At 68.4% G+C, this 16,329-nt stretch carries 21 protein-coding genes; 5 read left to right on the top strand and 16 right to left on the bottom strand.

All coding sequences use genetic code 11. The features are described 5' to 3' along the window. Nucleotides 1-4: 4 nt before the first annotated feature. The 4 genes from AX769_RS01490 to AX769_RS01480 all read right to left on the bottom strand — a co-directional run bounded on the left by AX769_RS01490 (nt 5) and on the right by AX769_RS01480 (nt 2,556). On the bottom strand, nt 5-418 hold the full coding sequence (locus tag AX769_RS01490; RefSeq protein ID WP_157887385.1) for a hypothetical protein: 414 nt from the start codon (nt 416-418) through the stop codon (nt 5-7). 258 nt (nt 419-676) lie between these two features. Next, nucleotides 677-1,030, bottom strand: a complete 354-nt coding sequence (locus tag AX769_RS01485) for a VOC family protein (RefSeq protein WP_204249299.1) — start codon at nt 1,028-1,030, stop codon at nt 677-679. 124 nt (nt 1,031-1,154) lie between these two features. Next, nucleotides 1,155-1,322, bottom strand: coding sequence for a hypothetical protein (locus AX769_RS23570; RefSeq protein WP_157887384.1), 168 nt, complete (start codon nt 1,320-1,322; stop codon nt 1,155-1,157). A gap of 55 nt (nt 1,323-1,377) precedes the next feature. Beyond that, nucleotides 1,378-2,556: an acyltransferase gene (locus AX769_RS01480; protein WP_066275138.1), complete on the bottom strand. Its 1,179-nt coding sequence runs from the start codon at nt 2,554-2,556 to the stop codon at nt 1,378-1,380. A 118-nt stretch (nt 2,557-2,674) separates the two neighbouring features. Between AX769_RS01480 and AX769_RS01475 the strand changes: the two genes are divergently transcribed. Beyond that, nucleotides 2,675-3,388 (top strand): SDR family NAD(P)-dependent oxidoreductase, encoded by a 714-nt coding sequence (locus AX769_RS01475; RefSeq protein WP_066275137.1) that lies wholly within the window; start codon nt 2,675-2,677, stop codon nt 3,386-3,388. Between the two features lie 57 nt (nt 3,389-3,445). On the opposite strand, the gene AX769_RS01470 is transcribed toward AX769_RS01475, so the two are convergent. Further along, nucleotides 3,446-4,300: a mycofactocin-coupled SDR family oxidoreductase gene (locus tag AX769_RS01470; RefSeq protein WP_066275133.1), complete on the bottom strand. Its 855-nt coding sequence runs from the start codon at nt 4,298-4,300 to the stop codon at nt 3,446-3,448. A gap of 113 nt (nt 4,301-4,413) precedes the next feature. Then, nucleotides 4,414-4,965 (bottom strand): TetR/AcrR family transcriptional regulator, encoded by a 552-nt coding sequence (locus AX769_RS01465; RefSeq protein ID WP_066275130.1) that lies wholly within the window; start codon nt 4,963-4,965, stop codon nt 4,414-4,416. A gap of 53 nt (nt 4,966-5,018) precedes the next feature. Here AX769_RS01465 and AX769_RS01460 point away from each other — a divergent pair, with 53 nt between their 5' ends. Continuing rightward, a complete protein-coding gene (locus AX769_RS01460; RefSeq protein ID WP_066275126.1) occupies nt 5,019-5,732 on the top strand; it encodes an MBL fold metallo-hydrolase in 714 nt (237 codons plus the stop codon). A 23-nt stretch (nt 5,733-5,755) separates the two neighbouring features. Here the strand turns inward: AX769_RS01460 and AX769_RS01455 are convergent, their stop codons facing one another. From AX769_RS01455 to AX769_RS01445, 3 genes are all read right to left on the bottom strand, one after another. After that, nucleotides 5,756-6,625, bottom strand: a complete 870-nt coding sequence (locus AX769_RS01455; RefSeq protein WP_369824111.1) for a cation diffusion facilitator family transporter — start codon at nt 6,623-6,625, stop codon at nt 5,756-5,758. Between the two features lie 155 nt (nt 6,626-6,780). After that, nucleotides 6,781-7,143: a metalloregulator ArsR/SmtB family transcription factor gene (locus AX769_RS01450; RefSeq protein ID WP_066275122.1), complete on the bottom strand. Its 363-nt coding sequence runs from the start codon at nt 7,141-7,143 to the stop codon at nt 6,781-6,783. A 7-nt stretch (nt 7,144-7,150) separates the two neighbouring features. After that, nucleotides 7,151-7,519, bottom strand: coding sequence for a metalloregulator ArsR/SmtB family transcription factor (locus AX769_RS01445; protein ID WP_066283009.1), 369 nt, complete (start codon nt 7,517-7,519; stop codon nt 7,151-7,153). 87 nt (nt 7,520-7,606) lie between these two features. Between AX769_RS01445 and AX769_RS01440 the strand changes: the two genes are divergently transcribed. Then, nucleotides 7,607-8,017 (top strand): arsenate reductase ArsC, encoded by a 411-nt coding sequence (locus AX769_RS01440; protein WP_066275120.1) that lies wholly within the window; start codon nt 7,607-7,609, stop codon nt 8,015-8,017. A gap of 233 nt (nt 8,018-8,250) precedes the next feature. Then, on the top strand, nt 8,251-9,603 hold the full coding sequence (locus AX769_RS01435) for a serine/threonine-protein kinase (protein WP_157887383.1): 1,353 nt from the start codon (nt 8,251-8,253) through the stop codon (nt 9,601-9,603). 58 nt (nt 9,604-9,661) lie between these two features. On the opposite strand, the gene AX769_RS01430 is transcribed toward AX769_RS01435, so the two are convergent. From AX769_RS01430 to AX769_RS01405, 6 genes are all read right to left on the bottom strand, one after another. Beyond that, nucleotides 9,662-10,375: an aspartate/glutamate racemase family protein gene (locus AX769_RS01430; protein WP_369824052.1), complete on the bottom strand. Its 714-nt coding sequence runs from the start codon at nt 10,373-10,375 to the stop codon at nt 9,662-9,664. Then, complete coding sequence (locus AX769_RS01425; protein ID WP_066275115.1) at nt 10,372-11,379, bottom strand: ornithine cyclodeaminase family protein; 1,008 nt, start codon at nt 11,377-11,379, stop codon at nt 10,372-10,374. The genes AX769_RS01430 and AX769_RS01425 overlap by 4 nt, the downstream gene beginning before the upstream one ends. Next, nucleotides 11,379-12,278 (bottom strand): ABC transporter substrate-binding protein, encoded by a 900-nt coding sequence (locus AX769_RS01420; protein ID WP_066275113.1) that lies wholly within the window; start codon nt 12,276-12,278, stop codon nt 11,379-11,381. The genes AX769_RS01425 and AX769_RS01420 overlap by 1 nt, the downstream gene beginning before the upstream one ends. A gap of 96 nt (nt 12,279-12,374) precedes the next feature. Further along, nucleotides 12,375-13,796 (bottom strand): MFS transporter, encoded by a 1,422-nt coding sequence (locus AX769_RS01415; RefSeq protein WP_157887382.1) that lies wholly within the window; start codon nt 13,794-13,796, stop codon nt 12,375-12,377. 141 nt (nt 13,797-13,937) lie between these two features. Continuing rightward, complete coding sequence (locus AX769_RS01410; RefSeq protein WP_066275109.1) at nt 13,938-14,552, bottom strand: GntR family transcriptional regulator; 615 nt, start codon at nt 14,550-14,552, stop codon at nt 13,938-13,940. 38 nt (nt 14,553-14,590) lie between these two features. Continuing rightward, entirely contained in the window at nt 14,591-15,166 is a 576-nt protein-coding gene (locus tag AX769_RS01405; protein WP_066275106.1) for an NADPH-dependent FMN reductase, read from the bottom strand. A 159-nt stretch (nt 15,167-15,325) separates the two neighbouring features. On the opposite strand from AX769_RS01405, the gene AX769_RS01400 reads away from it, so the two are divergent. After that, nucleotides 15,326-15,727, top strand: coding sequence for a helix-turn-helix domain-containing protein (locus tag AX769_RS01400; RefSeq protein ID WP_239451895.1), 402 nt, complete (start codon nt 15,326-15,328; stop codon nt 15,725-15,727). Between the two features lie 50 nt (nt 15,728-15,777). Here the strand turns inward: AX769_RS01400 and AX769_RS01395 are convergent, their stop codons facing one another. Continuing rightward, the gene (locus AX769_RS01395; RefSeq protein ID WP_066275103.1) at nt 15,778-16,311 is read right to left on the bottom strand and encodes a TetR-like C-terminal domain-containing protein; all 534 of its coding nucleotides are present in this window, start codon (nt 16,309-16,311) and stop codon (nt 15,778-15,780) included. Between the last annotated feature and the right edge of the window lie 18 nt (nt 16,312-16,329).

The raw sequence follows: 16,329 nt of genomic DNA, 5'->3' as shown, positions 1-16,329 counted from the left end.
GACGTCAATTCTTGTGCATCACCGCCCACCGCACGACGTCGAGAACGACTCCCACCATGAGGAGGGCGACGATCACCATCTCGATCCGCATCCAGAAGGGAACGAATCCCGGGATCACTGCCTCGATCACGTTGACGAGGAGCAGGGTGGCTGCGATGACTCCGACCGCCCGGATGCCGCCGCGTCCGCCACTCTGCGCGCGTCGGAGACGAAGCGGCAACACCACCGCGAACACGGCGACGATGATCGCGTGTCCCCAGGCGTTCGCCGTAGCCCGGTCCGGCGCGGTGATGGAGAGAACCACCAGTGCGACAACGGTGCCCGCGGTGGCGACGAGGTACGCCCCCACGAGCCGTGAAGCCGTCGGGAGAGCGACAGCTCTCTGCCGGCTGGAGATACCGAAGAAACTATTGACCATACAGTCATTATGAATGCATTTTGACTAAGCGGTCAATACTCCGGCCTCAGCCGTCGGCGAATCGTGGCGCCATTCGGACGGGGCCTGCACCGTTCATGGAAACTAGTGCGCGGACGGATACGTCCGACGTGTATGAGCCGATCACCGTTCTGGCGCAGCAAGCTCGTGCAGCTATTACAGCCAGTACCTAGCGGGTTGCGACCTGCCGAGTTTCGCGGACGTCGACAAGCGGGAACCGCTTGTGGGTGGTGGTCCGCCTCAGTCGTGGTCCTGGGCGATGTTCAGTACGGCGCCACCTGGGGGACGGACGAAGAAACGTCGCACGCCCCATTCCTCGGTCACCAGTGGATGCACGATCTCGTATCCGGCAGCTTGCATCGTGGCGTAAGTCGCGTCGACATCCGTGACCTTGACGGTCGCAGCCGGATTTTCGTGCGCCGTTGCATCATGGGTGAACACCTGCAGGGCGGTGCCCGTGGAGTCGTCGAGAAAACGCGTGATCCATTCCAGGCCGAGAGGTTCTTCGACCATGCCCAGCGAGTCGACGTAGAACCGGCGGGCGGCATCGAGGTCATCGACTCGCAGATTTGGAATGACCCGTGTGACCGTCATTGTTCCTCCTCGGCCCATACGATACGCCGACCGCAGCATCCCCTAAGTGGCAGCAACCGCACCGTTGCCATGAAGGACTGCCTACCGGGGGGAGTCTCCGAAGTGCTCAACTAGCCGCCGAAGATCAGCCGAGGTAGTCGCCGGCCTCCAGGCTCGTCTGATCGAGCTCGGCCGCGTCGGGACGACGAGACACAGGGGCCGTACCTCCGAGCCGAACGGGCCTCGGCCGCGTCGCGAACACGACCAGCAGGAGCAGCGACCAGAGCGCCGCGGACCTCGCGAAGATCATCATGAGTCAGGAGTACTCGGTCGCTGCCACCGGGGTACGGGGTTGACATGCCCCGCCGTCAGTGAGCCACAGGCGTCAGCTTTCGCTTCACCACCTGCGACAACCGGTGCGCCGGCTTCTCGACGATGCGATAGAACAGCCAGCCGAACGCGAGCGACACGGGGGTCGCGATGAAGACGGCGGCGCCCTCGGCCGACCGCGGCAGCAGCTGCGCGACTGCGATCACGATGGGCTCGTGGGTGAGGTAGAGGCTGAACGAGATCATGCCGAGCCACTGCACCGCGCGCAGCGTCAGCAGGTGTTTGGCGACGGCCGAGCCGAGCGCGATGAAGACGAAGAGAGCGGCGCCGATCAGCACGGGGAACTGCGTGGCGCCCAGCAGGTGTGCGGGCAGGCGGGGGCCGATCGTCCAGCGGGCGGTGAGCAGCAGCACTGCCACGACGGTGAGCACCGACCACGTGACCCGGTGGCGGGCCGACCCGTTGATCCTGCCGATGGCATCCTGCAGCCGGGGCAGCGCCGTGGCGAAGAGCGCGCCGATGGCGAAGGCCGGGAGGTACTCGAGGCTCGGGTGATTCGAGACGGCGCCGACCGCGGCCAGCGCGGCCACGACGAAGACGAGTTGCAGCCACCAGCGCTTCAGCCGAACGGCGAGGACGACGTAGAGCGGCAGCAGCAACGAAAACAGCACCTCCCACTGCAGCGACCAGAGCGGGTCGTCGAGCGAGTTGACTCCGTCGACCAGCAGCCCGTCGCGGGCGAGCTTCAGCGCGGTCGGGTCTTCGGGGTGGGCGCGCAGGTAGGGGCTCGGGTCGTGGGTGAGGCCGTGCCGCGAGAAGACGGTGATGACGATCGCGGCCCAGACGAGCGCACCGAAGACCGGCAGATACAGGCGCAGGATGCGAGACCCGTAGTAGGCGCGCCACGAGAACTTCGCTCGGCGCAGAACCGGCAGCGTGAGCACGAAGCCGCTCAGCACGAAGAAGATCATCACGGCCTCGGTGCCGGCCAGCACGACGCGCAGGGGCGAGTAGTCGAACCACCCCCACCCGCCCGCCTTCGGGATCAGCCACTCGGGGTTGGCGAAGTGCGGCACGACGAGCACGCCGTGGTAGACGAGCACGACGAAGGCGGCGACGCCGCGGAGGCCGTCGAGGTGACGGAAGCGTTCGGGCGCGGCCGCAGTGGGCGCGCTGGCGGCGGTTTCGGGGCCCGCGCCGGGCTGAGTGAGTGTCATCGTGCGATACCGTACGGGTCCCCCGAAAGGAGGACAACCCTCCCGTTCGGGGCGAAGGCGCCAGGTGGCGACGACGGCGACGCCGTGCGGCCCACGCGGGCGGGGCTAGCGTGGTGGCATGAGCGAAACAGCCGAGAGCAACCGTCCGCACGCCGTCGTGATCGGGGCCGGGCCCGGCATCGGGGCCTCCGTCGCACGGCGACTGGCGAGCGAGGGGTTCGACCTGACGCTGGTGTCGCGCGACACCGCACGACTCGGCGAGCTGGCGGTGAGCCTGCGCGCGAGCGGCGGCGGCGATGGCGGCAGCGACGGGCCGACCGTCGACGTGCAGGCCGGCGACGCGAGCGACCCGGCCGCTCTGCGGGAGGCGCTCGAGGCGGTCCGCGACCGGGCGACGCCCCCGTCGATCCTGGTCTACAACGCGGCGATGCTCGAGCCGACTTCTCTGCTCACGGTGAGCGAGGCGAAGCTCGCCGAGGGCTACGCGGTCGACGTGATCGGTGCGATCGTGGCAGCGCAGGTGTTCTTGCCCGCGATGCAGGAGGCAGCGCAGGGCACCGTCATCTTCACGAGCGGCGGCGCCGGCATCCACCCGAGCCCGGGGATAGCGACCGTCTCGATGGGCAAGGCGGCCCTGCGGTCGGCCGCGACGATGCTTGCCGCGGAGGTGTCGGAGGGCGGGGTGCATGTCGTCAGCGTGGCGGTGAGCGGGGCTGTCGAACCGGGCACGCTCTTCGATCCTGATCTCATCGCCGACCTGTACTGGCGTCTCCACACCCAGCCGCAGGCCGAGTGGACGAGCGAGGAGCCGTTCGACGGAGTCGCCGCCTAGCAGGCGCGAAGCAGCCGGCCGGGGCGTCGGCCAGGCCGCGCCCCGGGTCGGTGCCGCTCAGTCTTTCGGATCCATGTTGATGCCGGCCATCGCGAGGTGCCCCGAGTCGACGGGCAGCGAGATGCCGGTGACGTTGGAGGCCAGGTCGGAGTTGAGGAACAGCGCGGCGTTGGCGATGACTTCGGGGTTCAAGAACCCCGAGCCCTTGAGGATGCCGTACGTCTTGCCGGCTTTCAGCAGGTCGTCGTACGTGCCGCCCTGGTGGCCCGACATCATGTCGTAGCCCTGCTGGTTGTTGGTCATGCCGGTGAGGATCGTGCCCGGGTTCACCGTGTTGGCCCGGATGCCCTGCGGGCCGAGCTCGACCGCGATCGCCTTCATGAACCCGACAACGGCGAACTTCGCCGCCGTGTAGTGCGAGAAGAACGGCCCGCCCTCGAGACCGTTGACCGACGAGGTCATCACGATCGAACCCTTCTGACGTTCGATCATGTGCGGCACGACCGCCTTGACCGACTGCCAGACGCCGGTGATGTTGATGTCGATCATCTCCTGCCAGGTCTCGCGCGTCATCTCCTGCACGGGGCCGAGCGTCCAGATGCCGGCGTTGGCGATGAGCGCGTCGATCTGGCCGAACTGGGCGATGCCCTCGGCGACGGCCGCGTCGAGCTGATCCTGCTCGCGCACGTCGGCCTCGATGGCGAGCACCCGGCGGTCGAGCGCCTCGACCTTGCTGACGGTCTCGGCGATGTCGTCGGGCGTGGTGTGCGGGTAGGGGACGCTGGCGAAGGGTTTCGTGGTGTCGACGAAGACGATGTCGGCACCCTCCCTCGCCGAGACGATGGCGTGAGCGCGGCCCTGGCCGCGGCCCCCGCCGGTGATGAAGACGACTTTTCCGTCGAGTAGACCCATTTCGTTCGCTCCTTCGCGAGTGACGTGCGCGCTCGGTGGGAGCGTGCTCCGGGTGCCCGGGATCGACGGCATTGATGGCTGCGATCATCCTTGAGGCACCCGGTGCCATAAAGTTACTCCTCCCGGTCGGTCGTCGACAGGACGTCGAGCAGGTTCGTCACCCCGAAGAGCCAGGCGTCGTCGACGCTGCCACCGAGGGTGAAGCCCCCGCTCAGCTCCATGCTGACGAATCCGACGACCCAGGCGGTCAGTGTCCGGGCTGCTTCCAGCGCGTGATCGGGCCCCGCCAGACGGGCGGCGAGGTCGAGGATGGCGCGGCTCGCGGCCTCCCCGTATTCCGGGCGGGCGACGGGAACGCCCGCGCCCGGGGTCATGACCAGTTGGAACGCCGCGGGGCGCTCGCCTCCGAAAGTGCGGACTGCCGCGGCGAGCTCCACCGGGTCGGCGGTGGCGTCCAGGCGGCGGGCGAGGTCGGTCAGTGTCGCCTCCGCCACGAGCCGGATCAGGTCGTCCCTGCCGCCGACCCTCTTGTAGAGCGAGGGGGGCCGGACGCCGACGCGCTGGGCGACCGCGTTCATCGTCAGCCCGGCCAGCCCGTCGAGCTCAAGGAGGTCGCGCGCTGCGAGCACGATGGCTTCGACCGAGGTCTTCTCTGGCGTAGGCATGCATCGAGTATAGCTATTGACCATAGCCATGATGGCTACGTACGATAGCCATCATGAAGCTCACCTCATCGCTCCACCGCATCGGCAACGACATCGTCGCCGCCTACCTCGTGGTCACACCCGCCGGGGTGACCGTCATCGACGCCGGTCTGGCCGGTCACTGGCATGACCTGAACGTCGAACTCACGTCCATCGGCCTGACGATCGCCGACGTGAAGGGCATCATCCTGACGCACGGCGACTCCGACCACGTGGGCTTCGCCGAGCGCCTTCGGCGCGAACACGGCGTGCCGGTCTACATCGGCGCGGCCGATGCGGCCCGCGCGAAGGGTGGACCCAAGCCGGCGAACGCGAAGCAGCCCATGAAGCTCGGGCCGTTGCTCGCATTCGGCGCCTACACCGTGCGGAAGGGCGGGTTGCGGACGACGTGGCTGACCGACGTCGTCGAGGTGCGCGGCGGCGAGACGCTCGATCTGCCGGGCGAGCCTCAGATCATCGCGCTTCCCGGGCACTCCGAGGGCAGCATCGCTCTGTACGTGCCCATGGCCGATGCCGTGTTCGTCGGCGACGGACTCACCACGCGCCACGTCATGACCGGCACGACGGGCCCGCAGCCGGCGCCGTTCACCGACGACCCCGATCAGGCCATCGTGTCGCTGCAGTCCATCCTGGCCACCGACGCCACCTGGGTGCTCCCCGGTCACGGCGCACCCTGGAAGGGCGGGGTGCGGGCTGCGGTGGACGCCGTCGCGCGACGCGGCGACTGACAGCTGCGGGTGGCGGGTCCCCCTTAGCCCCCGCTTGCCGCATGCTCCTTTGGAGTGACCAGGAAGGTGTCCAGGTTGCCGATTGCCGAGTGAACGTGCTCGGCGGCGTGATCAGCGATGTGAGTCGCCGCGTGCAGGTGGGGAGTCGCGACCTCGATCGTCGCTGAACCCGTGAGGCGGTGGCCGATCCAACGAAGCCGGAGTTCTCGGACCGCGTGGACTTCATCGGCATGCTCGAGGGCGCGCTCGGCTCGCTCGTAGAGGTCGGGGTCGATGGCGTCCATGAGTCGGGATCCGATCGATTTCACCGTGCCCCAGAGCAGCAGCAGGATCGAGACCGCGATCAGGAGTCCGATGATGGGATCGGCGAGCGGGAACCCGAGGAGGACGCCGACGGCCCCGAGGATGACCGAGAGCGAGGTGAAGCCGTCAAGGCGAGCGTGGACGCCGTCGGCGACGAGGGCCGCCGAACCGATCTTCCTGCCCACGCGGATGCGGTAGAGGGCCACCAACTCGTTGCCGGCGAAGCCGATCAGGCCCGCCGCGACCAACAGCCACGGGTTCTCAACCGGGCGGGGGTGGATGAATCTGTCGACGGCCTCCCAGCCGGCGACGACAGCGGAGAGCGCAACGACGAAGACGATGAACATGCCGGCCAGGTCTTCTGCTCGACCGAAGCCGTACGTGTACCGGCGGGTTGCCAAGCGCCGACCCAGGACGAACGCGATCCAGAGCGGCACGGCGGTCAGGGCGTCCGCGAAGTTGTGAATCGTGTCGGCCAGAAGGGCGACGGAACCGGTGAGCCCTACCAGAACAGCCTGCAGGACGGTGGTGCCGAGCAGGACGAACATGCTGATCTTCAGGGCTCGTACGCCGGCGGAAGATGCCTCCATGGCGTCGTCGATCGAGTCGGCCGAGTCATGCGTGTGTGGGACGAAGAGGTCGTAGAGGAACCCCTTCACGCCGCCGTGCGGGTGGTCGTGATCGTGCGGATGGCCGTGATCGTGATCGTGATCGTGCGGGTGGTCGTGGTCGTGCGAGTGCCCGCTCACCGGTTGACCTCATCGGCCTGGTGGTGCTGCGCGTATCCGACGACGTGCTCGGCCTGCTTGATCGCATCGATGACGAGCTCGGATGCGTGTTCGTCCGTCAGCCGATAGAACACGGTCGTGCCTTCGCGGCGCGTCTGGACCATCCGCGCCAGTCGGAGTTTCGCAAGATGCTGTGACACCGCGGGCGCGCTCTTGTCGACGACATCGGCCAGGTGGTTCACCGACATCTCCTCGGCGTTCTTCAACGCGAGGATGATCCGCACCCGGGTGGCATCCGCAAGCATCGCGAACACCTCGACGGCGAGCTCGACATATTCGGAGTCGGAATCGAGCCCGCTTAGTTGCGTATTCAAGTGCATACGCAGATTATGCCTCGCTTTCCCCTCGGGCGCTGGCGAGCAGCCCGGCCAGTGAGTCGAGCGCGCCCGGCACTAGCGCGTAATAAGCCCAGGTGCCGCGCTGATCGCGTGTCAGAAGCCCCGCGTCGACCAGGATCTTCAAGTGGTGCGAGATCGTGCCCTGCGAGAGGCCGAGTGGTTCTGTCAGATCGCAGACGCACGCCTCCGCGTCCTGGTGCGAGGCGACCATCGACACCAGGCGCAACCGTGTCGGCTCAGCCACTGCCTTCAGGACGCGGGCAAGACTCGCGGCGTCCTCGGCGCCGATGGGCTGCTTGGTCAACGGAGAGCAGCATGCCCCGAGGACGGTCAGGGGGAGAAGTTCCGCGGTCGACATGCACACACCATACCGAATGCATTGACAGCCATCAATGTAATGGGTGAGACTCGGTCCATCGACAACCGTCAATGTAGGGAGCCGTCCATGACCGACATGCCGATCATCCTGTTCGTCTGCGTTCACAACGCAGGGCGGTCGCAGATGGCCGCCGGTTTCACCAGAGCCTTGTCGGGGGGCGCCGTCGAGGTCCGCTCCGGCGGCTCGGAACCCGGGACCTCTGTCAACCCGGTCGCCGTCGAGGCGATGCGCGAAGTCGCCATCGACATCTCCGAGGAAGTGCCGCAGCTGATGACGACCGAGCAGGTGCGCGACTCAGACGTCGTCGTCACCATGGGCTGCGGCGACGCCTGCCCCGTCTTTCCCGGGAAGCGCTACGAGGACTGGGAGCTCGAGGATCCTGCCGGCCGCCCCCTCGACGAGGTGCGACTCGTTCGCGACGAGATCAAGACGCGTGTCGAGAAACTCGTCGCAGGGCTCCTGCCCGAAGCCGTCTGAGACCACATTTTCTGCCGACAAACCGAGGAGGTGAACCCCATGGACGAGTGCTGCGAGGGCTGCTGCTAAGCGCCACCAACCACTACCAGACCCCCTCCGCTGAACGGCGAAGGGGGTCTTCCTCCGAGAAGCCACCCTCGGCTCATATTCGAAAGCTCACATGGTCGAAGCGGACGCGCCGAGCGAGCTCCCGGGTGAGAGCTTCAGCGTCGCCACCGGAGTAAGACTTCCCTGTGCCCGATTCGTCTCCGCCCACTCCTCTGCTCGCCGACCGGTACCGGTTGGGTGAGCCGCTCGGGCGGGGCGGCATGTCGACGGTCTACCGGGCCGAGGACACCGTTCTGAATCGATCGGTCGCCGTCAAGATCCTGTCGTTCCTCGACGCGGATGCGGTCGGCGCCGATCGGGCTCGTTCCGAGATCCGGATGCTGGCGTCTCTGAGCCACCGGGGTCTGGTGACCCTCTTCGACGCCGACACGACCCTCGTCGACGGGCAAGAGAAGACGTTCCTCGTCATGGAGCTGGTCGACGGGCCGTCGCTGGGCGAGCGTCTCCGTGAAGGAGCGATTGCCGAGGCGGACGTCGTCGTCCTGGCGACCGAGCTCGCCGAAGCGCTGGTCGTGATCCATGATGCCGGCATCGTGCACCGCGACATCAAACCCGGGAACGTGCTCTTGGGCCCGTCCGTCGTCGCGTTGCGCCCCTTCGACGCGAAGCTGGCAGACTTCGGCATCGCCATCCTGACCGATCGGGCCAGCACGCTGACCGCCACGGGAATGATGGTCGGTACGGCCGCGTACCTGAGCCCGGAGCAGCCTCGAGAACGACCCGCGACGACGGCCTCCGACATCTACTCTCTCGGGCTCGTCCTCCTCGAAGCACTGACCGGGAGACACCCCTTCCCGGGGTCCATGACCGAGACGCTCGCTGCGCGCATGAACAGGAGCCCCGAGATCCCGACCGGGTTCGGATACCGGTGGAGGTCGCTTCTCACCGCCATGACCGCGCTCGCACCCGAGGACCGGCCGACGGCGCGGGAAGTCCTTCAGCGTCTCGCGGCACCGGAAGAGCTTCCCGCGACACTCGGCAACCCTGGCTTCGCGGGCGAATCGGAGGGGCTCGCGCCCACCAAGGTCATGACGGCCGAGGCCATGCCCTCGGACGCCTCCACGACGCCGACGGCCCTGCTGCCATCCGACCAGGGTGCGGGCGAACCGAGACTCGGCCTCTCCAGACGCGTGCGCATTGCGGGCGGTGTGGCGGCGCTCATCATCGTCCTCGCCGTTTCGGCGACGGTGCTCGTGGCGTCGAACCATTCCCCTGCGACCGCGAAGGTCTCCACGTCTCCCACGGCGCCCTCCTCGCCGGCGACCGGACCGGCTTCGACATCCTCTGCCCCTGCAGTCTCGTCGTCACCGAATCCGGTCCAACCGGTGCCGTCGACGGTGCAGACTGCGGCTCCGACGGTGCAGACCGGCATCCCGACGACGTCCACTCCCGCCGTGGGCATTCCCGCCGGCAGCGGTAAGAGCCCGACTCAGGGCAACGGGAATGGGCAGGGCAAAGGTCACGGCAAGAACAAGTGACCGTTCCGTGGCGATCGACAGGGGGACGTCGCGACCGGCCCTCCACTCTCCGCCGCGCTCAGGCGCTCCAGCTCCGCTGCTTCGCGAGAGGTGTGGCGAACGAGTCGATCTTGCTGGTCGAGAGGCCCTGGCGGATGAGCGTCTCGACGAGGGCGGCGGCGGCGGCAACTCCATCCACCACGGGCACCGGCAGGCGGTCCCGCACGTGCTCTTCGAGGCCGGCCATGCCGGCGCAGCCGAGGCAGATCACTTCGGCGCCGCGGGCGATGGCGCGCTGCCCCGCGGCGACGAATGCCTCTGCGGTGGCGAAAGGGTCCTCGTCGAGCTCGAGCACACCGAGACCGGTGTCTTCGATCGCAGCGCACCGGTCGATGAGACCCGCGGTGGTGAGGCTGTCCTCGATCTGCCCGACGGCTCGGCGCACGGTGGTGACGACGCCGTAGCGGCGGCCGAGCGGCATGGCGAGGTGGGCGGCGGCCTCGGTGATGTCGACCACGGGGATCGAGAGCAGCTCGCGGGCACCCTCGCGCCCGTGTTCGCCGAACCCGGCCATCACCACGCCGTCGACGTCGACTGGCAGCGTCTCGAGCGTCTGCAAGACGGCGGCCGCGCTGATGAAGCTGTCGTACCAGCCTTCGGCCGACGCGACGCCCCACGCCGGCGTGATCCCGACGATCTCGACGTCGGGGCCGACGGCGAGCCTCGCTCGGGCCGCCGCGGTCTCGGTCATGGACTCGGTCGTGTTGCAGTTCACGACAGCGATCCGGATCACGAGATCACCGCTTTCGACGCCGGCGAGAGCTGCGCGACGGTGCCGATGCCGAGCTCACGGGCGAGGTCGATCACGCGAGCCGCGACCGCGAGATCCTGCGCCCCGAGACCGACGGAGTCGAAGACGGTGATCTCGTCGTCGCTCGAGCGGCCCGGTGCTGTGCCGGCGATGACCTCGCCGAGCTCGGGCAGCGGCGTCTCTCGCCTGAGCGACCCCTCGGCGAGGGCGACCAGAAGATCGCCCGACTTCGCGAGCGCCGTCGCGCGGCTGTCGACGAAGACGGTGCCGCGGGCCATGGCTCGGCCGTCGAGCTCGCGGTGGCTCGCGCGGGGGCGCGCACCGACCGCGTTGACGTGCTGGCCCTCGTGCAGCCAGGCTCCGTGGACGATCGGATCGATCGAGGGTGTCAGCGTGCAGAGCACGTCCGACTCGTCGACGACCTCCTGCGGGCTCGACGCGATGACGCACCGGGCGGGCAGGTCACGCCCGACCTCCTGCAAGAAGCGGTCGATCGTGCCGGACGAACGCGACCAGACGACGATCCGGTCGAACGGCCGCACCGCGGCGAACCGGCGGGCGTGCTCGATGGCGAGATTGCCCAGGCCGATCAGGCCGAGAGTGCTGCTGTCGGGGCGGGCGAGGTGCCGGGTGGCCACCACCGAGGTCGCGGCCGTCCGCGCCCGGGTGATGGCCATGCCGTCGAGCACGGCCACGCACTGTCCGGTGACCGCCGACGAGACCAGGATCGTGGAGCGCTGCGTCGGCAGGCCGCGATCGCCGTTCTCGGGGATGTCGCCCATGAGCTTCACGGCAACCAGGCCGAGCCGGTCCGAGCGCACCGCCATGGGCAGGAACACGGCGTCGTCCAAGCCGGTGAGCGCGACCGGTGCCGGCTGCGTCATGGCGCCCGAGCCGAGATCCCGGTGGATGGACTCCACGGCCTCGACGACGTCGACGGCCCCGATGACAGCGCCGATCTCCGACGCGCCGAGGACGAGGGCCATCAGGCGGTGACCGTGCTGCTGGCGCCCAGAAGCTCTTCGAGCGACGGCAGATGCGTGACGAGGCCGCCCTCGGAGAGGATCCGCATCCACCGGTCGGAGGCGTCGCGGTCGATGACGGCGGAGTCCCAGACGCCGCCCTCGGCCATCTCGTCGGCGGCCTTGCGGAGGAGCGCCTGGTCTTTGCCGGGCCAGCGGGCGGCGAGGACCGCCTCGATCTCGGCATCCGCGTCGTGCGAGGTGATCTTCACCATCGCTGCGGCGATGCCGTCCATGAAGCGGTCGACGCGGTCGCCGAGCTCGTCGACGCGCTCGGTGAGCGTGTAGTAGACGCTGTTGGGCATGATTCCGCCGGCGTCGAGGTGACGGAAGACGATCGCGCCGCCGCCCGCCGCGACGAGCTCTTCGGCCGAGACGAGGTCGAGGATGATCGCGTCGCCGAGACCGCCCTGGTAGAGCTCGATGAGCATCGCGGTCGACAGGTCGCGCACGAAGCGGGTCGCCGAGACGTCGAGCCCGGCTTCGCGGATGAGGCCCGCGGTGAACTCGTACGGGGCGCTTCCGCCGGCGCCGGGTGCGAGCACGACCTTGCCGGCCAGCCAGTCGAGGCCGACGGGCGAGGTCTCGGTGCGGGCGACGATCGTCATGGGGAACTTGTGGTTGAGCTGGCCCACGACGGAGAGCTTGCGCGGCATGCCGGCGTACATTCCGGGCACCCAGAGGCCGCCGAGGGCGAGGTCGGCCTCGCGCGACTCGATGTCGTCGAGCACGCCGGTCCACGGGTCGCGAGCCACGGCGGTGACGGCGAGCCCGCGCTCGGCGAAGAGGCCGCCCTGGTCGGCGACGTACTCGGGCAGGTAGTTGAGGCCGTTCGCGGTCGCAGAGATCTTCAGGGTGTCCATGTGTTCCTCCAGAGGGTTCGAGGTCGGAGGGCGGGCCGGAGGTTCCGGCCCGCCTGGGGTGGGTTCAGGCCCGGCTGGTCGCCAGGGTGTTCTCGTTCACGTCTTCGAGCGAGCGGCCCCGGGTCTCGGGGCGAAGCGCGACGCGACGACCAGGATCAGATACATGACCGCGGCGAGGCTGAAGACTCCGGCGAAGGCGAAGTGGCCGTAGAGAGCGATCGCGAGGAAGGGCATGACCGCGCCGGCGATGTTGCCGATGCCGTTGACGATCGAGGCTCCCGAGGCGCGGATCGCGGTCGGGTAGACCTCGGCCGTCCAGGCGGCGAGGGTCGTGTTCGTCACCATCGTGAAGAACTGGAACAGGGCGCCGAGCACCAGGATCAGCGCGGTGTCGTTGCCGAACCCGGCGAACGCCAGCGCGGTCAGGCAGCCCAGGATCCCGGCGGTCGTGACGGCCGCCTTCCGGCCCACGCGGTTCGCGATCAGAGCCGCGGCGGTGCAGCCGAGCAGCGACCCGATGTTCATGATCATCGTGTAGAGGAGGCTCTGCGAGACCGAGTAGCCGCGCTCGACGAGCAGGGTCGGCATGAGGAAGTTCAGGGTGACCTGCGACCCGAAGGCCATCCACGACGCGATGCCGATCGAGATGGTGCGACGCAGCACGAGGCGCTGGAAGACGGCGGCGGGTGACGAGTGCAGGGCGACCGGGGGCAGGTCGGCCTGGGTCAGCGTGACGGGCGACTTCGCGTCGGCCGACGGCTTCAGGCTGTTCGAGGCCAGGATCGCGAGAGAGCGGTTGGCGTCGTCGACGCGGCCGTTCGAGAGCAGCCAGCGCGGGGTCTCGGGCAGGCGCCGACGGAAGAGGACGACGAACAGGGCAGGGATCGCGAGCAGGGCGAACGACCAGCGCCAGACCGTGTCGTTGCCGCCGAGCGGGGCCGCGAGCGGGCCGAGGAGCAGCAGGAAGAAGCCGTACGAGATGAAGTTGCCCACGCCGCCGGCGCCGACGTTGATCGTCGCGATCAGGCCGCCGCGGAAGCGGGTCGCGACCATCTCGGAGAGCATCGCGATGCCGATCATGAACTCGCCGCCGACGCCGATGCCGACGATGAGGCGGCTGACGAGCAGCATGTCGTAGTTGAACGCCACCGCGCTGAGCAGGCCGCCCAGCGTGTAGACGAGCAGGTTGAGGCTGAGCGAGAAGCGGCGGCCGTAGCGGTCGGCGAGCCAGCCGGCGACGAAGCGGCCGATGAGGCCGCCGACGACGGTCGCCGTGTTGATCGTGGTCAGCTGGACGTCGCCGATGCTCAGCGACGTCTTGATGTTGGTGGCCATCGCGCCGACCGAGTTCTGCTCGAGGGTGTCGAAGAACTCGCCGGCGAGGATGAGCATCAGCACCGCGAACTGGGCACGGGTGAAGCCGATCGAGTCGAGAGCGGAGGCGACGCCGTTGCGGGGGGAGGCGTCGGTGGGAATCGAAGAGCGGGTCGGAGCGGTGGAGCGGGTCACAGCAGTCATTTGCAACTCCAGGCACGGAAAGAGGTGTGGAGGAGCGATCGCTGACATCAGAATCAGTATCGCATCCGGGGACACTCTTTTGTATACGAAAAGGTGTTTCCGGCTGGTTTCGAGCAGGAAACGCTTTGTTTCGTATACGTTCTAGCTGTCGAGGGCGCGGAACATCGCCTCGTCGCGCCGGAGGTGTTCATCCATCAGCAGGCCCGCCTGCACGGTCGAACCGCGCAGGATCGCGTTAGCGACCGCCGCGTGGTCGCCGCCGCTCGAGGCGACCTCTTCTTGCGTCACGCGCTCGAACGCCCACGCGGTCTGGTGGATGAGGCGCTCGATCATGGGCTCGAGGTGGTCGTTGCCGGATGCGGTGGCGACCAGTCGGTGAAAGGAGAAACGGGGTGTCTGCGCCTCGACCTCCTGGTCGGAGCGCTGCTCGTTGACGACCGCACGCAAGAGGTCGGCGCTGTCTCCGCCCTGGCGTCCTGCCGCCAACTCGGCCGCCAGCACCTCGAGCCCACGCCGGATCTGCATGAGCTCGATGACCGCTTCCGACGACGAGTCGGCGACCGTGACGCCCTTGAACTTCTCGGCGACGACGAAGCCCTCGGTCTCGAGCTGCCGCAGCGCTTCGCGGACGGGCACCCGCGAGACCCCGAAGCGCTCGGCGATGGCGTCTTCTTTGAGGCGGGTGCCGCGGGCGAGCGTCCCTGCGATGATCTCGGCTCGGAGGGCCTTCAAGACGGACGCGGGTTTGGACTCCACGTGTCGATCTTAATGGCGCTCTCCGGCCGAGTCGCCGATCAGGCCTGGACGGGCTGGGCCACGCGCAGCGGCGCCAGCGCACCCGACCAGGCGACGACCTGGTCAAGTGCGGCGTCGAGCTGGGAGAGCTGGTAGGGCGCCGGTGTGAACTCGGTGAAGTTCGTGAAGTCGGTCAAGAGCGACAGGGCGACCTGCCCGCGAACCGTCGCCATCATGAGCTCGGATGCCACGAGGCGCAGGTGCTCGACGGCGCGAGCCCCGCCGGCGCCGCCGTAGCTGATGAACGCCGCGGCCTTGTTGTTCCACTCCGTGTAGACGTAGTCGAGCGCGTTCTTGAGCACGCCGGTGGTCGAGTGGTTGTACTCGGGCGTGACGAAGACGTAGCCGTCGAACTCGGCGACCTTGCTAGTCCAGGCCACGGCCTGATCGGAGTCGAAGGTACTGCGCGCAGGCGAGCCCTCCTCGTCGTAGTGCGGCAGCGGGAAGTCGCGCAGGTCGACGAGCTCGAACTCGGCGTCGGTGCGCTCGGCGGCCCGGGCGTAGGCCCAGTCGGCCACGGCCTTGCCGTTGCGGCCGGGACGGGTGCTGCCGATGATGATCGCGATCTTGGTCATGGTGCTCCTTCTGAGCGGTTCGGGCGACGCATCCCGACCGGGAATACGGATCGCCGTTTTCGGTTACCGTCAGTGCGTAACGCGCAGACGCTGCGAATAGTCCCGATTTCCGTTACGCACTAATTAGTGCCTGGGGCACCCGGAAGGACGTGATGCGGAGTGGCGCAGGATGCGACGATCCAGGGTCGGCCGCTGCTGCAGTGGCAGGCCGAGCACGTCTGCTCGGCCGACCAGAAGTCGCTCACCCGCGAGATACTGACGCGCCTCGGCGACAAGTGGACGATGCTCGTCGTCTCGACGCTGGCTGCCGGCCCGCAGCGCTTCGGGTCCCTCCTCGCTCAGATCAACGGCCTGTCGCACCGGATGCTGACGGTGACGCTGCGCGCCCTCGAGCGCGACGGCCTCGTCAGCCGCACCGCCTACGCCGAGGTGCCGCCGCGGGTGGAGTACGAGCTCACCCCGCTGGGTGGGACGCTCATCGAGATCGTCGGCACGGTCATCGACTGGGTCGACGGTCACCAGGGCGAGGTGCGCGAGAACCGGGCTGCCTTCGACGCCTGACGGCACGGGCACGAGTGCGGTCAGAGACGCGTCGATCGGGCTCCGGCCGGCTATCGGGTCAACATCCGATGAGCGTCCAGGAGACGGGCTTCGGCTTGCGCCCGGGGAAGGCGGCCGCCGATCTGGAGAGTCGCGAGGCCGTGAAGGGCAGCCCAGGCGACCTCGGCCGTGACACCGTCGTTGCCTGGGAAGGCCGCCTCGATCGCGGTGAAAGCGCGGAGCAGCGGCTCAGGGCCGCCGCCGCCTCCGAACGCCAGCCCCGACGGCATCGAGAACATCGCCTCGTAGACCTGCGGCTGCCCGAACGCGAAGTCGAGGTAGGCGCGCATTCGGGCGAGCGGCTCGGCTTCGACGGCCTCGAGGGCGGCTGCGATCGCCGAGAACCCGGCGACGGCGACCGCGTCGACGACGGCCTGGCGACCTGCCGCGAACGCCGAGTACAGCACCGGCTGGGTGACGCCGATCTCGGTGGCGAGCCGGCGCATGGTCACAGCAGGCCACCCCTCCGCCTCGGCGATGCCGCGTGCCGCCCGAGTGATCTGGTCGCGTCGGAGGTCGAGGTCCGGGGCGGGGCGTGGGCTCATGAAAAACATTCTAGCAGG

The sequence above is a fragment of the Frondihabitans sp. PAMC 28766 genome (assembly GCF_001577365.1).
In the GTDB taxonomy this organism is placed as follows: Bacteria; Actinomycetota; Actinomycetes; order Actinomycetales; family Microbacteriaceae; genus Frondihabitans.
This window is presented reverse-complemented; position numbering and strand designations above follow the sequence as displayed.

Bases quoted from the DNA above. Each gene is read 5' to 3' on its own strand.
- AX769_RS01420 (WP_066275113.1), bottom strand. From the start codon at position 12,278: ATGGACACCCTGAAGATCTCTGCGACCGCGAACGGCCTCAACTACCTG.
- AX769_RS01470 (WP_066275133.1), bottom strand. From the start codon at position 4,300: ATGGGTCTACTCGACGGAAAAGTCGTCTTCATCACCGGCGGGGGCCGC.
- AX769_RS01480 (WP_066275138.1), bottom strand. From the start codon at position 2,556: ATGACACTCACTCAGCCCGGCGCGGGCCCCGAAACCGCCGCCAGCGCG.
- AX769_RS01475 (WP_066275137.1), top strand. From the start codon at position 2,675: ATGAGCGAAACAGCCGAGAGCAACCGTCCGCACGCCGTCGTGATCGGG.
- AX769_RS01405 (WP_066275106.1), bottom strand. From the start codon at position 15,166: ATGACCAAGATCGCGATCATCATCGGCAGCACCCGTCCCGGCCGCAAC.
- AX769_RS01450 (WP_066275122.1), bottom strand. From the start codon at position 7,143: ATGCACTTGAATACGCAACTAAGCGGGCTCGATTCCGACTCCGAATAT.
- AX769_RS01465 (WP_066275130.1), bottom strand. From the start codon at position 4,965: ATGCCTACGCCAGAGAAGACCTCGGTCGAAGCCATCGTGCTCGCAGCG.
- AX769_RS01455 (WP_369824111.1), bottom strand. From the start codon at position 6,625: ATGGAGGCATCTTCCGCCGGCGTACGAGCCCTGAAGATCAGCATGTTC.
- AX769_RS01460 (WP_066275126.1), top strand. From the start codon at position 5,019: ATGAAGCTCACCTCATCGCTCCACCGCATCGGCAACGACATCGTCGCC.
- AX769_RS01415 (WP_157887382.1), bottom strand. From the start codon at position 13,796: ATGACTGCTGTGACCCGCTCCACCGCTCCGACCCGCTCTTCGATTCCC.
- AX769_RS01490 (WP_157887385.1), bottom strand. From the start codon at position 418: ATGGTCAATAGTTTCTTCGGTATCTCCAGCCGGCAGAGAGCTGTCGCT.
- AX769_RS01485 (WP_204249299.1), bottom strand. From the start codon at position 1,030: ATGACGGTCACACGGGTCATTCCAAATCTGCGAGTCGATGACCTCGAT.
- AX769_RS01395 (WP_066275103.1), bottom strand. From the start codon at position 16,311: ATGAGCCCACGCCCCGCCCCGGACCTCGACCTCCGACGCGACCAGATC.
- AX769_RS01440 (WP_066275120.1), top strand. From the start codon at position 7,607: ATGACCGACATGCCGATCATCCTGTTCGTCTGCGTTCACAACGCAGGG.
- AX769_RS01425 (WP_066275115.1), bottom strand. From the start codon at position 11,379: ATGGCCCTCGTCCTCGGCGCGTCGGAGATCGGCGCTGTCATCGGGGCC.
- AX769_RS01445 (WP_066283009.1), bottom strand. From the start codon at position 7,519: ATGTCGACCGCGGAACTTCTCCCCCTGACCGTCCTCGGGGCATGCTGC.
- AX769_RS23570 (WP_157887384.1), bottom strand. From the start codon at position 1,322: ATGATGATCTTCGCGAGGTCCGCGGCGCTCTGGTCGCTGCTCCTGCTG.